We start from the raw sequence: 13,923 nt of genomic DNA, 5'->3' as shown, positions 1-13,923 counted from the left end.
AAAGGCTCTGGCGCAGAGAGAAAAAAGAGTGTAAAAGCGCAGCCCTGTGAAGAAACGCGACTAAGCGGGAGAGTATAAATGAGAGAATATGATCTGGAGATCTTGCGGCTGGCAGGCCAGGGCTACTGCTGTAGCCAGATGGTGCTGCAGCTCGCCCTGGAGATGGAGGGCCGTGAAAATGCGGGTCTGATCAGAGCACTCGCTGCACTCTGCCACGGCTTCCCGGCCACCAGCGGCAGCTGCGGGGCCCTGACCGGTGCAGCCTGCCTGCTGGGCTACTATGGGGGTAAGGGTGGAGCAGAGCAGGAGGAGGATAAACGCCTCCCCCTGATGCTGGACGAGTTGGCCGACTGGTTTGCCTCCTATTGCGGCGAGCGCCGGCTCGGGACCTCCTGCAGCGATATCGTCAGCCACGGCATTGCCGACAGTGCGCTCTGCGGCAGCCTGATCTCCGCATGCTATGGCCAGGCTATGACCATCCTGGTGGAGCACGGCTTTGAGCCGGGAAACCCCGATGCACGCTGAAATCCTGCGCAGGGTGGAGAGTGTCTGCCCGGTCTGCCTGGAACGGATAGAGGGCTCCCTGGTCCGCCGGGACGAGCGCGTCGACCTGGAAAAGAACTGCCCCGAGCATGGCAGCTTCTCCACCACGGTCTGGAGAGGGCAACCCGACTTCGCCTCCTGGTACCGCCCCAAGATCCCCTATTACGGCGGTGAACGGCGCAGCACCGGCCGGGGCTGTCCCTATGACTGCGGACTCTGCGCGAACCACAGCCAGCGAACCTGTACCGCCCTGGTGGAGATCACCTCCCGCTGCAACCTGCGCTGCCCGGTCTGCTTTGCAGACAGCGGCGGCAGCGAGGCGGATCCGGAGCTGCAGACCCTGGAGAGGATGTTTGCACGCATCATGGAGCAGACCGGCGGCTGCAACCTCCAGCTCTCCGGGGGGGAGCCGACCATGCGCGAGGACCTGACCGAGATTGTCGGCCTGGCCAGGAAGGCGGGCTTCAGCTTCATCCAGTTGAACAGCAACGGCCTCTGCCTGGCCGAAGATCCCGGCCTGGCCCTCCGTCTCCGGGAAGCCGGACTCTCTTCGGTCTTCCTCCAGTTTGACGGGGTGGACGACGGGGTCTTCCGGACCATGCGCGGTCGGCCCATCTTTGCCGCCAAGTGCCGGGCCATTGAGCATCTTGGAGCAGCCGGTCTGGGCATAGTCCTGGTACCAACGCTGGTGCGCGGGGTCAACACGAGCCAGCTCTGGGAGATCGTTCGCTTCGGCCTGGAGCGCCAACCCCATGTCCGCGGGGTCCACTTTCAGCCCATGAGTTACTTTGGCAGGTTCCCGGCCGAGTTCGTGCCCGACCATGTCACCCTGCCCGAGGTGATGAGCGGCCTGGCCAGGCAGAGCCAGGGGAGGCTCCAGCTCAGCGATTTTCGCCCGCCCGGCTGCGAGCATGCCCTCTGCTCCTTTTCCGCCAGGTACATCAGCCAGGAGGACGGTCGGCTGACCCGCCTGGGCAGCGACGCCTGTGACTGCAGCCCTGTGCCCGCAGAAGAGGGGGCCCTGACCTCCATCGGGGTAACGGCACGGCAGTGGTCAGGCGTCGGCAAAGAGGCCGCAGAGGAGTGCAGCCGGCCGGCAGACGGGCTGGAACACTTTCTTCAGCGGGCGCGCACCCATACCTTCTCCCTCTCCGGGATGGCCTTCCAGGATTGCTGGTCCATGAACCTGGAGCGGCTCCAGGGTTGCTGCATCCATGTGGCCCAAGCCGACGGCGGCCTGGTGCCCTTCTGCAGCTTCAACCTCACCGCCCGAGACGGCCGCGGCCTCCACCGACCTCCCCCTCAACCAGATCAACCACAGCACCGGTCAGGGCACGATGCCTGAGCAGCTGGAGCAGAGCCCTGTGGACCGGCTGGTGGCCCGACGGCTCGGCCTGGGGGCGGCCATGGACAGAGGGGAGCTGGAACAGGCCCAGCTCGCGGCCCTGCGCTCCACCCTCGGCCACGCCATGGCCCACAGCCCCTTCTACCGGGAGCGGCTGCGGGGCTACGACCCCGCCTGCCTGACCGGAGCCGACGCCCTCCAGGAACTCCCCTTCCTAAGCGCCGCGGATATCCCGGAGCAGGGGCATCGCCTGCTCTCTGTCTCCCAGAGCCGGGTGGCCCGGGTGGTCACCCTCCAGACCTCGGGGAGCACCGGCAGTCCCAAGCGCTTCTTTTTTTCCATAGCAGACCTGGCCTCCACCTCGGACTTCTTCCTCCACGGCATGCACAGCCTGCTCAAAGGCGATGAGCGGGTCCTGGTCCTGTTGCCCTTTCTTCAACCGGCCAGCGTGGGCGAACTGCTCATTGCAGCGCTGCAGCAGGGCGGGATCAAGGCTGCCGGGATGTGGCCGCCGCTGCCGGGAACGGCCATGAGCCGCCAGCTCCGGGAGCAGCAGATCCGCTGTGTGGTCGGCCTGCCCCAGCAGTTGCTGGCGGTGTCCACCCTGGCGCCGCCGGGCCAACTGCGCTCCATGCTGCTCTGTTCGGATTATGCCGCACCTGCCCTACGCCGCCGGATTGAGGCCAACTGCGGCGGTACAACCTTTCTCCATTACGGCACCACCGAGTCAGGCCTGGGCGGAGGAGTAGAGTGTCGGGCCCACCGAGGCTGTCATCTCCGCGAGTCGGATCTGCTGGTCGAGATCGTGGATCCGCTCAGCGGCAAGGCGCTGGCCGACGGCCAACCCGGGGAAGTGGTCCTCACCACCCTGGGCCGGGAGGCAATGGTCCTCATCCGTTACCGTACCGGCGACACGGCCTGCCTGGAGCGCAGCCGCTGTGTCTGCGGTGGCATAACGGCCAGGCTCCGGGCAATACGCGGCCGGATGGCCGGCTGCCGGCTGCCTTGCGGGGACCTGCTCTACAGCCAGGAGGTGGATGACCTCCTCTTTCGGATACCGGGCCTGCTGGACTACCGCCTCCGCCTGGATCATGAGCAGCGGGATCGACTCCACCTGGATTATCTGGCCCTAGCCGAAGCGCGACAACTGAAGGAGCCCCTCAGGGCTGCGCTCATCAGCCTGCCAGCCATCCGCGACAGCCTTGGCTGCGGAAAACTGGTCCTGGGCCAATTTCAACAGGTCGACTCTTTTGCGGCCATTCATACCCTCAAACGAACCATTATAGACCAACGCAGCAAGGGAGACAGAGATGCGATATGTTCTTGATACACTTATTGGAGCACTTGAGCAGGGCGAACCTGCAGTCTTAGGTGCCATTGTCCGCAGCGCCGGATCTGCCCCCAGAACCTCCGGGGCACGGATGCTGGTCCTGGCTGACGGCAGCCTTGCCGGCAGCGTGGGCGGGGGTTCGGTGGAAGGGGCCTGCCAGGCGGCAGCCACGAAGCTGTTGGCCGACTCGGCCAGCCACAGGGAGCTGGATTTTAACCTGAGCTCCTCTGCGGCAGCCGACGAGGGCATGGTCTGCGGCGGGGCGGTCACCGTCCTCCTCCAGCGGGTGAAGCCCTCGGAGCTGGAGCGGTTCCTGGAACTCCGGCGGCTGTACCGGGCAGGGGCGCGTCCCCTGCTGCTGACCCTGCTGCCCCGGGCCGATAGCCCGCCGGAGCTGATGATGCTGGGCAGCGAGGCCCCGGCCGAGCTGCCGGAGACGCTCCGGGAGCAGCTCTTGAATAAAGGCCGGCGGAGCCCCTTTACCCTGGTCCACAACGAGCGGGAGTTCTTTGTCGAGCCACTGGTGCACCCGGGAACCGTACACCTGGCCGGAGCAGGTCATGTGGCGTTCTCCACCGGCCATCTCGCCGCCTATGCCGGTTTCGAGGTGGTGGTCCTGGACGACCGCGCAGAATTTGCCAACAGCGAGCGCTACCCCACGGCACGAGAGGTACGGGTGCTGGAAAACTTTGACCACTGCTTTCCGGAACTTGGTACCGATGACTATGTGGTAATCGTCACCCGTGGTCATATCCATGACCGGGACGTGCTGGCCCAGGCACTGCGCACCGGGGCAGGATATATCGGCATGATCGGCAGCAGCAAGAAACGCAGGGCCGTCTATGCCTCCCTGCTGGCCGACGGCTTTACCGAGGCTGATCTGGATCGGGTCTACAGCCCCATCGGCCTGGACATCGGTTCAGACACCCCGGCCGAGATAGGGGTGAGCATTGTGGCGGAACTGATTCAAGTCCGGGCAGGAAAAAAACGATGAAGCTGGGCGCGGTCATCCTGGCCGGGGGCTACTCCTCCCGGATGAAGGGTTTCAAGCCGCTGATGCGCTTGGGCGACCATACCCTGCTCCGCCACTGTGTCCAGCTGTTTCAGGCGGCCGGCATTGAACGCATCGTGGTGGTGAGCGGCCACCGAGAGCAGGAGGTGAACAGGGAAGCCAGGCTCCAGGGTGCCCAGCCGCTCTATAACCCGGACTTTGACCAGGGGATGTTTTCCTCGGTCCGCAGGGCAGTCCCTGCCATGGCCGACCTGGACGGTCTGTTCATGCTGCCGGTGGATATCCCCCTGGTCCGCAGGGCCACCCTGGAGCTGCTGATGGCCGCCTTTGACGGCCGAACCATTGCCTACCCCTGCCGCAACGGGCTCCGCGGCCACCCTCCGCTGATCCCTGCTCAGCTGATCCCTGCGATCATGGAACATGACGGCAGCGGCGGACTCAAGCGGCTGTTGGCCCGCTTTGAGGGCAGAGATGTCCAGGTCTGGGACGATGGGGCCTTCATGGATGCAGACACCCCCGGGGACTTCAAGCGCCTGGTTCGCCGCCTGGAGCAGTGGGAAACCGGCTCCCGGCTGGAGGCAGAATCCCTGGCTGCCCTGACCATGCCCCAGCGGGGCGAGGCACATGGCCGGGCCGTCGCCCATATCGCCACCATGCTGGCCCGGGAACTTGGCCGCCACGGTGTTCAGCTGGATCCGGACCTGGTCTATAACGGGGCACTGCTCCATGATCTGGCCAAGGGCCAGCCCGACCACGAGGCCCGGGGGGCCGCCATGGCACAAGCCCTCGGCCTGGGCCGGCTGGCAGAGGTGATCGGCGCCCATCGTGATGCCCTGCCGGTCCCGGCTGCAGAGCTCGCTGAAAAAGAGCTGGTCTGCCTGGCTGACAAGCTGGTGCGCGGCACCCGACGGATGCCGGTGGAGCAGCGCTTCCAGGAGAAACTCGATCTCTACCGCGAAGACCCGGCCGCCTGCCGGGCGATTCGCACCAGGCTGGAGAATGCCCTGGGCCTCAAACAGGCCGTGGAGCAGGCGACCTGCCGTCCCCTTGAAGATATTCTCCGGGAGACGCCGCAACCATGACCACCATCTACCTCATCCGCCACGGCGAGATCGCCACCGGTTCGCCACGCCGCTTCATCGGTCGCCAGGACCTGGGGCTCACCGCCCGCGGCAGGGAGCAGATCGCCACCCTGGCCTCCTCTCTGCGCTCCGCTGCCATTGACAGGATCATCTCCAGCCCCCTGCTGCGCTGCCGCCAGAGCGCTGCAATCCTCGCCTCGACCCTGGGCTGCCCCCAGGAGGTGGAGCAGGATTTTGCAGAGATCGATCTGGGAGCCTGGGAGGGCTTGACCGTCCGGGAGGTGGAGCAGCGCTTTCCCGGTGCCTATGAGGCACGGGGCAGGGACCTGGTCGGCTACCGCCCCCCGGCAGGCGAGAGCTTTGCAGATCTGCGCCAACGCGTCTGGCCGGCCTTGACCAGGACAGCGGCGGCAGGCCCTGCCCATCTGGCAGTGGTCGCCCATGCCGGGGTGAACCGGGTCTTGCTCTGTCAGTTGCTGGGGATGCCGCCGGCCAACCTCTTTCGCCTGGAACAGGGCTATGGCTGCTGCAACCTGATCCACCTGGATCAGGACCGCTGCCGCCTGGGGGGGCTCAACATCCAGGGGAGATAGTCACTCTCTGCCCAGCTCTTTGTCCGGCCGCACCCACACTTTTATTGACAGGTTCCAAGCAGCGGATTATCAGAGAAACAGGCAGAGATGCCCCCTGTTCAAGCTGCGACCGACCGGCCCGCCTCTCCAAGGGTGTGCGAGCCGGCGATCACCACTCTTCTCTCAACCAGACACTCAGGACCTAAGATGTTCAACCTAGACGACCCAGGCCTGCTCCACGACCAGGCCTTTATCAACGGTGATTGGCTCGATGCCGACAGCGGCGAAACCCTCGAGGTACACAACCCTGCAAGTGGGGAGGTCATAGCCGCCATCGCCCGCTGCGGGAGCGCCGAAACCCGCCGCGCCATCGAGGCGGCAGAGGCCGCCCTCCCTGACTGGCGGGCACGACCGGCCAAGGAGCGGGCAAAGCTGCTGCGCAGCTGGTTCAACCTGCTGATGGCGCACCAGGAGGATCTGGCAAAGATCCTCACCGCAGAGATGGGCAAGCCTCTGGCCGAGGCCAGGGGGGAAATCGCCTATGGCGCCAACTACATCGAGTGGTTTGCAGAAGAGGCCAAGCGGGTCTACGGCGATACCATCCCGGCACCGGACAAGGGCAAACGGCTGGTCTGCATCAAGCAGCCCGTGGGGGTGGTCGCCTGCATCACCCCCTGGAACTTTCCCAACGCCATGTTGACCCGCAAGATCGCACCCGCCCTGGCTGTCGGCTGTACAGTGGTCTGCAAGCCCGCCAATGCCACCCCGCTTTCCGCCCTGGCCCTGGCCGAGTTGGCAACACGAGCCGGCATCCCTGCCGGGGTAATCAATATCCTTGGCGGCAAGACCCCGGAAATCGGCAAAGAGCTGACCTCCAATCCCCTGGTACGCAAGCTGACCTTTACCGGCTCCACCCCGGTGGGCAAAGAGCTGATGGCCGCCTGTAGTGCCACGGTCAAGAAGACCTCCATGGAACTGGGCGGCAATGCCCCCTTTATCGTCTTTGCCGATGCCGACCTGGATGCCGCCGTGGAAGGGGCCATCGCCTCCAAATACCGCAATGCCGGCCAGACCTGCGTCTGCTCCAACCGGATCCTGGTACAGGAGGAGATCTACGATGCCTTTGCCGAGAAACTCGCCGCTGCAGTGGGGGGCAACCTGGTGCTGGGCAACGGCATGGACGAGGGGGTGACCACCGGCCCGCTCATCGATGAGACGGCCGCCGAAAATGTGCTGGCAATCATCGAGGATGCGGTGGAGAAGGGGGCCCAGGTCATCCTGGGCGGCGGCCAACCCGCCCTGGGCGGATCCTTTGTCGAACCCACGATCCTCACCAGGGTGGACGAGACCATGCGGGTCTACCGGGAGGAGATCTTCGGCCCGGTGGCCCCGCTGTTTGCCTTTAGCACAGAGGAAGAGGCCATTGCCATGGCCAATGACACCGAGTTCGGCCTGGCCGCCTACTTCTACGCCCGTGACATCGGCCGTATCTGGCGGGTCTCCGAAGCCCTGGAATATGGAATCGTCGGCATTAACGAGGGGATCATCTCCAACGAGACCGCCCCCTTTGGCGGGGTCAAGGAATCCGGCAACGGCAGGGAAGGATCCAAGTATGGTCTGGACGACTACCTCGAGATTAAATATCTCTGCATGGGCGGGCTTGAGCGCTAAGCCTCCCACCCGAGGAAATGCAATTTGCCCCCAGGGATGGGTCACCACCTTGGGGGCAAGCCGCATCCTCTAACCTCCCCTAGAGGTACCGAGTATGCGTGGACAACGGCTCGACGATCTCCCTGACTGGAGCTACCTGCTTCAGACGTGCTACCAACTTTATCGCTTCCAACCCTCTGGTGGAAGTGAACCCATTCGTACGCACCAGCGCTTTGTCAGGGAAGCCCTCAACCGGCTCATCCACGCCAACCCACCGCTCCAAGAGGTGAGCCTCGCCGACAAACCGGTGACCGCCCACCTGAGGCGGGCTCTTGACGAGGGAAAGAGGGAGCGTCACGCCACGCTGATCCGAGCCATTGAAGCCATCCATACCCGTCTGCATTGGCAGTATGGGTATGAAAAAGTGCCCCGCGGCCTGGAAAAAAAATTTGCCTATGCTCAGTTCTGCGGCCCCCAGGGCCCCATACCTGCAAAAGAGGTCATCCTCGGTATCGTCCTCTTTGCTCCTGGCTGCGTCTACCCGGCTCATGCCCATGATGGGATCACCGAAAGTTACCTCTGCCTTTCCGGGAGCGTCTCAGAAAACCATCAGGGCGTCTACGCTGTCGGCTCAATGATCTTCAACCCGCCGGCACATACCCATCGCATCACCGTTTCCCAGCATCAACCGGCATTGCTGTTGTACGCCTGGCTTGGGGAGGAGGAACGGTTGGAGCGCCAGCAGATGGTGTTTATTCGAAAACGAAAAAACCAGACCTGTCCCTTTCCCATCCCCCCCTGATGAGCCGGTCCTCTCCCTATACCGGAAGAATTTCTGCCGAAGTCTCCGCTTCTGCAGCAGACAAGCGTCCCGCTTCGGATTGAGGCTGGCCCTGCAGCCCCTGCAGCCCCTGCAACAGCGCCTTAAACTCATCCAGGGGCAAGGGACGACTATACAAATATCCCTGGGCAAGGGGACATTCCCACTGCTTGAGATACAGGGCCTGCTCTTCCCTCTCCACCCCTTCCGCCGTTACCTCCAGGTTCAGCATTTTCGCCAGGGTGATCAGTGCATGGGCGAGCTGCCGGTCCCGCTCGCGTTCGTGCAAGTTCTTGATAAAGGCTCGATCAATTTTAATCCCGGTTAAGGGGAATCGCTGTAAGTGGCTGATGGAGGAAAAACCTGTCCCAAAATCATCCAACCAGATGGGACAGCCAATCGCTGCCACCTGGTCGAGCACCAAGGCGGCACGGCCTTCATCTTTTATCAGCATGGTTTCGGTTACTTCCAGATGTAGAGACCCTGACGATATCTTATAGTTCCCAAGCAGCCGCTGCAGTTTTCGCGGCAATCTCTTGTCTGTGAGCTGTTGTGAAGAGAGGTTCACGGCGAGGTAGAAGGAAGAGTTCAACCGCTGCTCAAGATACCGCACCATGCTGCAGGCCGACTCCAAGACCCAATCATCCATCTGAGCGATCAGGCCGGTCTCCTCGGCCACCTGCACGAATTCACCAGGCAAGACCAGCCCCCGTTCAGGATGGTTCCAGCGAATCAGGGCCTCGCTGCCGACCACCCTGCCGGTGTCCAGCCGAACCTGGGGCTGGAGATACAACTCGAACTCTGCATGCTCGAAAGCCGCCCCAAGCTCCTGCTTTACCCTGGAAAATTTCTCGATCTCCCTGGTCATTTCCTGATCATAAAAGGCAAAGGTGTTTTTTCCCTTATACTTTGCCTGATACATGGCCAGATCGGCATTCTTGATCAACACCTCTGCGCTCTCTCCGTCCAGGGGCGCGAGCGTAATACCGATACTGGCCCCGATGCCCACAACTTGCTCTTGAATGACAAAAGGTCTCCTTAAGGCTTGAATAATTCGCCTGGCAATGGCGGCCGCATCTTTTTGAACGCTCAGGTCGACGGCAATAACGGTAAACTCGTCCCCTCCCAGCCGGCTGACCATCTGTTGCTCGACCCGATCATGGGGCAGTTCCCCTCTCATGACCAGGTCCTGCTGATTTCGGACCTCATCGGCAATACGTCTGGCAGCCTCCTTTAAGAGCAGATCCCCGGCATCATGGCCCAGTGAATCGTTGACCTCCTTGAAGTTGTCCAGATCGATCAACATCAAGGCCATAAGCGATTCTTCTTTCCGGCTGGTTTCCAGCGATTCGTTGAGCAGCTTTTTCATCATCAAACGGTTGGGGAGCTCGGTAAGTGCGTCATGATAGGCGATATGATGCACCTCCTGTTGATGCCTGTCCAGACTACGGCTCATGGCGTTAAAAGAATCCGCCAACTCTCCGAGTTCATCCCTCCGTTTCAGATCCAGGGTAAAATGATACTGCCCCTCGCTGATAGAGTGGGTCGCCTGGACCAGCTGTCTGATCGGATACACCAGGTAACGCGCCAGCATCATCCCAAGAACAAGAGCAGCAGCCAGGGAGAGCAGGGACGCTGCCAGGGCGATCACCACCTGCCTGTTCCTGCTGGTCTGGCTGATCTCCTTTAACTCCCTGTTCATCAGAGCGATATTTTGGCTTACCCTCTCCAGGGAGAGGGTAAGGCAGACACCGCCCAAGAGCTTATCGCCGATCTTGATGGCGTGGGCCAGGGAGAGGCGCCCGTTCTCAAGGGTTGAATGATACGAGGCGCCATGGTTCAGGGCTGCAACCATCCTCCCATTGCTCACCTTTGCACCGAACCGGGTGATATCGCGAGTGCCGTCATGCTGAATGACCCCATGGGGGTCAAACACCTCTACGGCCACCACATCGTTATTTTTCAGGGCGTTTGCAAGCAAACGGTAGATCGATTCTATCCGGTAACTGTAGAGGGGGTTGACCAGGTTACTGGACAAGGCTCGCACCAGGGAAAGAGCGCGCTCTTCGACCTGGACCATCATTTCATGGCGCATCAGATCGGCACTGGCCGTTCGGACCTCCACGGAAGCCTGCTTGCCGTACCAGAGCAGCAGGAGGGCAAGCAAGACGATGGAAAGGGTCAGAATAATGGAGATGGAAAGTTGATATTTGGCCTGCAGATTCAAGCGCATAGCCTACTCAAGGTGTTCCCTGACGACTGTATATAACACCCTCGCGGACTCCAGGGACTGACGGGTAGCCTCATCGACCGGATCGAACCTGGTGGTGTTCTTATAGCGCTTCATTGCCGCCAGGCCTTCCGGAACGCTATGAGCACGATACAACTCTGCTCCTAATCGCTCAACCGAGCGGGGAAAATCCGGGGTACGATAGATGATCCGTAAATCACCTTTCATGCCTTGGGGAGCCGCTTCATCGGATTCCCAATCCAGGTTGCTCAAGGCAGCAGCGGCAACCAGCTTCTTGTGCACCCAGGTGGTGGAGTTGATTTCCTCACCGGAAAAGACATAGCCGACCTTCTCTGCAGGCGCCTCTTCTCTCACAGAGGAGAGATACGCCATCGCATAGCCTTGGCTGATCAAGTCGGCAGCAGGGAGGTAATAGGCTGAAGTGGATCCCCTGTCTTCAAAGGCGATGACCCTTCCTACCAGGTCTGCCGGTTCCTGGATCAGACTCTCTTTGTGGACAAAGATGATAGAGTGATAGCTGGGCACCCCTCTGCGCCAGCCCCTGGCAACAGGAATGGCCTTGGCCCGTTCCTGAAAATAAACTGCAGAAAAGGGCGTTTCCGTGACCAGATCCACCCTGCCCTGACGCAGCCAGGAAACCATGGTCTGATTATCCGGGGCCACCATGACATCGCCCCGGACAATGCCCTGATCCGTAAGCCGAGAGGCCAGGTAGACGGCCAGGGGCTTGAGCCTGGGGTAGACCTTTTTGGGATTATCCCCCACCTTGGCAAGAATGAAGGTCTTCTGCCGCCCAGGATCTCCTTCAAGGCCGGCACCAGCCCAGGAGGCAGCGACAAGGAGGATAACCATAAGGGTGACTACCTGGAAAGCCGCCTGGAATCCATTGAACATACCCCTCCCTCCTGTTGCTGTTATTACTGCAGGCTCAAGTTGTCCGAGCTCTTTTCAGGGTGACCTTCAAGCCAGCTGACACCCATCTCAGCAAAAGATCGACATCCTCCGCCCCCTGGCAGCTGTTTACCCCAGGGGATCAAGCTCTTCTGCCATGATAGCACCGCACTTCATGGGATTCAAGAAATTGCCCTGGCCTTAGCTTGCGCCATCTTGCTCCCCGCCAAACTGGGGCGGAAAACAAAAAAGCCTGCACAGCTCCGGGAAAGAGGAGTGCAGGCGATGAGAACTGCTGCCGAGTTGAACCGAGAGCTCCCTGATAGAGAATGCCCTCAGTTCACCCCGACTAGGGCCCACTGGGGAATCACATCGATCTGGATACCAAAGGCCGGCATCAGGACCAGATAGGTGAGAACAACGGTGACCACAACCCCCATTAGATTAAGGCCAAAACCGCTGCGGACCATCTGGGGGATGGTCACATATCCCGAGCCAAAGACAATAGCGTTGGGGGGGGTGGCCACCGGCAACATGAAGGCGCAGGAGGCGGCAATGGCGGCCGGCACGATCAAGAGCAACGGACTCTGGCCCAGACCCAGGGCAACGGCCGAGAGGATGGGCATCACCATGGCCGAGGTGGCGGTGTTGGAGGTCAGTTCGGTCAGAAAGATGATCAGGGTGGCAACGGCAATGATGAGGACCAGAATGGGTGCCGCCTCGAGCAGGCCGACCTGACGCCCTATCCAGCTGGCCAGGTTGGTTACCTTGAAACCGCCTGCCATGGAGAGCCCGCCGCCAAAGAGAATCAGGACCCCCCAGGGCATCTTGGAGGCCCAGTTCCAGTTCATCACAAACTCATTCTTCTTCCAGTTGATGGGGATGACAAAGAGCAGCAGGGCACCGATCATGGCGATGGTGGCATCGGTGACCAGTTTGGGATCCATAAAGAGAGAGCCGCCCAGGGGCTTGCGGAAGATCCAGCCCAGGGCCGTCAGCAGGAAGACCAGGGCGGTCCAGCGCTCACCGCTGCCCATGGGACCCATTTTTTTCAGCTCTGCGTCGATCAGCGCCCGTCCTCCGGGCACCCTCTTCAAGGCCATGGGATTGGCGACCCGGGTCAGCCACAGCCAGCAGAGCGGCAGCATCACCGCTACCAGGGGCACCCCGACCATCATCCACTTGGCAAAGGTGATCTCATATGCGTAGGTCTTGTTAAGGTAGCCGGCCAGGACCGTATTGGGGGGCGTCCCGATCAGGGTGGCAATCCCGCCGATGGAGGCGGCATAGGCAATACCGAGCATCAGGTTGAGGCCAAAGGCAAACCGTTCCTTACTGAAATCAATGGTCTTATCCAGGCCCTCCTTCTTGCCTTCGGCGATCACATGCTGGATAATGGCCAGCCCTATGGGCATCATCATCACCGTGGTTGCGGTGTTGGAGACAAAGGCGGAGAGTACGGCAGTGGCGATCATGAAGCCGAAGATCAAGCGGCCGGGCGAAAAGCCGACGATCCGGACGATGTTCATGGCGATCCGGCGATGCAGGTTCCAGCGCTGCATGGCCAGGGCGATGATAAAGCCGCCCATGAACAGGAAGATCAGGTGACTGGCATAGGGGGCTGCCGCCTGCTTGGTCCCCATGATCCCGAGCAGGGGAAAGAGGGCGACGGGCAGCAGGCTGGTGGCAGGGATCGGAATCCCCTCGGTCATCCACCAGGTCGCCATGAGCAGGGCCACGGCAGCCATCCTCTGGGCCGCAGCTTCCATCCCTGCCGGCGGCGGCGCCACCAACATCAGCACAAAGAGCAGGGGCCCCAGAAAGAGGCCGATCTTCTGGCGGGTGGTATACTCACGGGGCTCTCCCTCCTCAACGCCGCCTGGTCCGCCGCGGAGACGTTTGCCATGCTCGGCAGGGGCCGCCTCGATCTTCTCGGCAAGATCCACCTCCCTTTCCGGAGTGCTTGCCTTGTTGAATACAACGAATTCTTGTGCACAGCGTCGCGCTGCAGATTTTGGCCTGAACACGAACAGCATCTTGGTTTCATCGTGCATCTGCCACAGTCGTTGCAAAACAGTTGTCGTCATAACAAACCTCTCTTCTCTGTATCCCTCGTTCCAACACCGTCAACCCCCCAGAGTAATGAGCGTCGCCCCCCAAAGAACAGCTGAGGACAGCGCTGTTGGCCGAAGTCGACGACTCACCCGGGAGCGCCTCCCTGCCCGGATACTCTGGTCGGTAAGGAACTGCCAAGCAAGCCCTTCAGGCCTGCTGCAGGACGGGACAACGGGCTGTCAATTAATCAATTTTATTAGTATAATTATTTTGAAAAAATTATGAAACAGGCATTTTCAATACCTCCTGAGAGGAGGGGCCACTCCCTACGACCATCTTGCCTTCAAGCCCAGCTGCCCATGGGATAAATTG

Annotated in this window: 11 protein-coding genes; 8 read left to right on the top strand and 3 right to left on the bottom strand. The window is 61.4% G+C overall.

What is annotated here, in order from left to right; genetic code table 11:
- The first annotated feature begins 78 nt into the window (after positions 1–78).
- From G494_RS0112270 to G494_RS0112235, 8 genes are all read left to right on the top strand, one after another.
- Positions 79–525 (top strand): DVU_1555 family C-GCAxxG-C-C protein, encoded by a 447-nt coding sequence (locus tag G494_RS0112270; RefSeq protein ID WP_028584778.1) that lies wholly within the window; start codon positions 79–81, stop codon positions 523–525.
- Positions 515–1,888, top strand: a complete 1,374-nt coding sequence (gene trsS / locus G494_RS23235; protein ID WP_051305650.1) for a radical SAM (seleno)protein TrsS — start codon at positions 515–517, stop codon at positions 1,886–1,888. Before G494_RS0112270 ends, trsS begins: the two co-directional genes overlap by 11 nt.
- Positions 1,881–3,215: a DVU_1553 family AMP-dependent CoA ligase gene (locus tag G494_RS27675; protein ID WP_028584777.1), complete on the top strand. Its 1,335-nt coding sequence runs from the start codon at positions 1,881–1,883 to the stop codon at positions 3,213–3,215. The genes trsS and G494_RS27675 overlap by 8 nt, the downstream gene beginning before the upstream one ends.
- Positions 3,199–4,212 carry an XdhC family aldehyde oxidoreductase maturation factor gene (locus G494_RS0112255; protein ID WP_028584776.1) on the top strand — a complete coding sequence of 338 codons (1,014 nt, stop codon included), beginning with the start codon at positions 3,199–3,201 and terminating at the stop codon, positions 4,210–4,212. The genes G494_RS27675 and G494_RS0112255 overlap by 17 nt, the downstream gene beginning before the upstream one ends.
- On the top strand, positions 4,209–5,312 hold the full coding sequence (locus G494_RS0112250) for a DVU_1551 family NTP transferase (protein WP_028584775.1): 1,104 nt from the start codon (positions 4,209–4,211) through the stop codon (positions 5,310–5,312). The genes G494_RS0112255 and G494_RS0112250 overlap by 4 nt, the downstream gene beginning before the upstream one ends.
- Entirely contained in the window at positions 5,309–5,905 is a 597-nt protein-coding gene (gene cobC, locus G494_RS0112245; RefSeq protein WP_028584774.1) for an alpha-ribazole phosphatase, read from the top strand. Before G494_RS0112250 ends, cobC begins: the two co-directional genes overlap by 4 nt.
- A 186-nt stretch (positions 5,906–6,091) precedes the next feature.
- The gene (locus G494_RS0112240; RefSeq protein WP_028584773.1) at positions 6,092–7,555 is read left to right on the top strand and encodes an NAD-dependent succinate-semialdehyde dehydrogenase; all 1,464 of its coding nucleotides are present in this window, start codon (positions 6,092–6,094) and stop codon (positions 7,553–7,555) included.
- A gap of 94 nt (positions 7,556–7,649) precedes the next feature.
- Entirely contained in the window at positions 7,650–8,336 is a 687-nt protein-coding gene (locus tag G494_RS0112235; protein ID WP_028584772.1) for a dimethylsulfonioproprionate lyase family protein, read from the top strand.
- Between the two features lie 16 nt (positions 8,337–8,352).
- Here G494_RS0112235 and G494_RS0112230 read toward each other — a convergent pair whose 3' ends face one another.
- The 3 genes from G494_RS0112230 to G494_RS0112220 form a co-directional block, all read right to left on the bottom strand.
- Positions 8,353–10,587, bottom strand: a complete 2,235-nt coding sequence (locus tag G494_RS0112230; RefSeq protein ID WP_028584771.1) for a bifunctional diguanylate cyclase/phosphodiesterase — start codon at positions 10,585–10,587, stop codon at positions 8,353–8,355.
- A 3-nt stretch (positions 10,588–10,590) separates the two neighbouring features.
- Positions 10,591–11,499, bottom strand: a complete 909-nt coding sequence (locus G494_RS23230) for a phosphate/phosphite/phosphonate ABC transporter substrate-binding protein (protein WP_051305649.1) — start codon at positions 11,497–11,499, stop codon at positions 10,591–10,593.
- A gap of 332 nt (positions 11,500–11,831) precedes the next feature.
- Positions 11,832–13,583 carry an SLC13 family permease gene (locus tag G494_RS0112220; protein ID WP_084456761.1) on the bottom strand — a complete coding sequence of 584 codons (1,752 nt, stop codon included), beginning with the start codon at positions 13,581–13,583 and terminating at the stop codon, positions 11,832–11,834.
- Positions 13,584–13,923: the final 340 nt, after the last annotated feature.

Origin of the sequence: Desulfogranum mediterraneum DSM 13871 (genome assembly GCF_000429965.1) — a bacterium.
Classification (GTDB): Bacteria; Desulfobacterota; Desulfobulbia; order Desulfobulbales; family Desulfobulbaceae; genus Desulfogranum; species Desulfogranum mediterraneum.
Note: the sequence above shows the minus strand (reverse complement) of the source record. Positions and strands in the feature narration are given on the sequence as shown.

What these genes read in the sequence shown, in the direction of transcription:
- G494_RS0112255 (WP_028584776.1), top strand. Translation starts at nt 3,199, where the DNA reads ATGCGATATGTTCTTGATACACTTATTGGAGCACTTGAGCAGGGCGAA.
- G494_RS0112235 (WP_028584772.1), top strand. Translation starts at nt 7,650, where the DNA reads ATGCGTGGACAACGGCTCGACGATCTCCCTGACTGGAGCTACCTGCTT.
- G494_RS0112270 (WP_028584778.1), top strand. Translation starts at nt 79, where the DNA reads ATGAGAGAATATGATCTGGAGATCTTGCGGCTGGCAGGCCAGGGCTAC.
- G494_RS0112240 (WP_028584773.1), top strand. Translation starts at nt 6,092, where the DNA reads ATGTTCAACCTAGACGACCCAGGCCTGCTCCACGACCAGGCCTTTATC.
- G494_RS23230 (WP_051305649.1), bottom strand. Translation starts at nt 11,499, where the DNA reads ATGTTCAATGGATTCCAGGCGGCTTTCCAGGTAGTCACCCTTATGGTT.
- G494_RS0112230 (WP_028584771.1), bottom strand. Translation starts at nt 10,587, where the DNA reads ATGCGCTTGAATCTGCAGGCCAAATATCAACTTTCCATCTCCATTATT.
- cobC (WP_028584774.1), top strand. Translation starts at nt 5,309, where the DNA reads ATGACCACCATCTACCTCATCCGCCACGGCGAGATCGCCACCGGTTCG.
- G494_RS27675 (WP_028584777.1), top strand. Translation starts at nt 1,881, where the DNA reads ATGCCTGAGCAGCTGGAGCAGAGCCCTGTGGACCGGCTGGTGGCCCGA.
- G494_RS0112220 (WP_084456761.1), bottom strand. Translation starts at nt 13,583, where the DNA reads ATGACGACAACTGTTTTGCAACGACTGTGGCAGATGCACGATGAAACC.
- G494_RS0112250 (WP_028584775.1), top strand. Translation starts at nt 4,209, where the DNA reads ATGAAGCTGGGCGCGGTCATCCTGGCCGGGGGCTACTCCTCCCGGATG.
- trsS (WP_051305650.1), top strand. Translation starts at nt 515, where the DNA reads ATGCACGCTGAAATCCTGCGCAGGGTGGAGAGTGTCTGCCCGGTCTGC.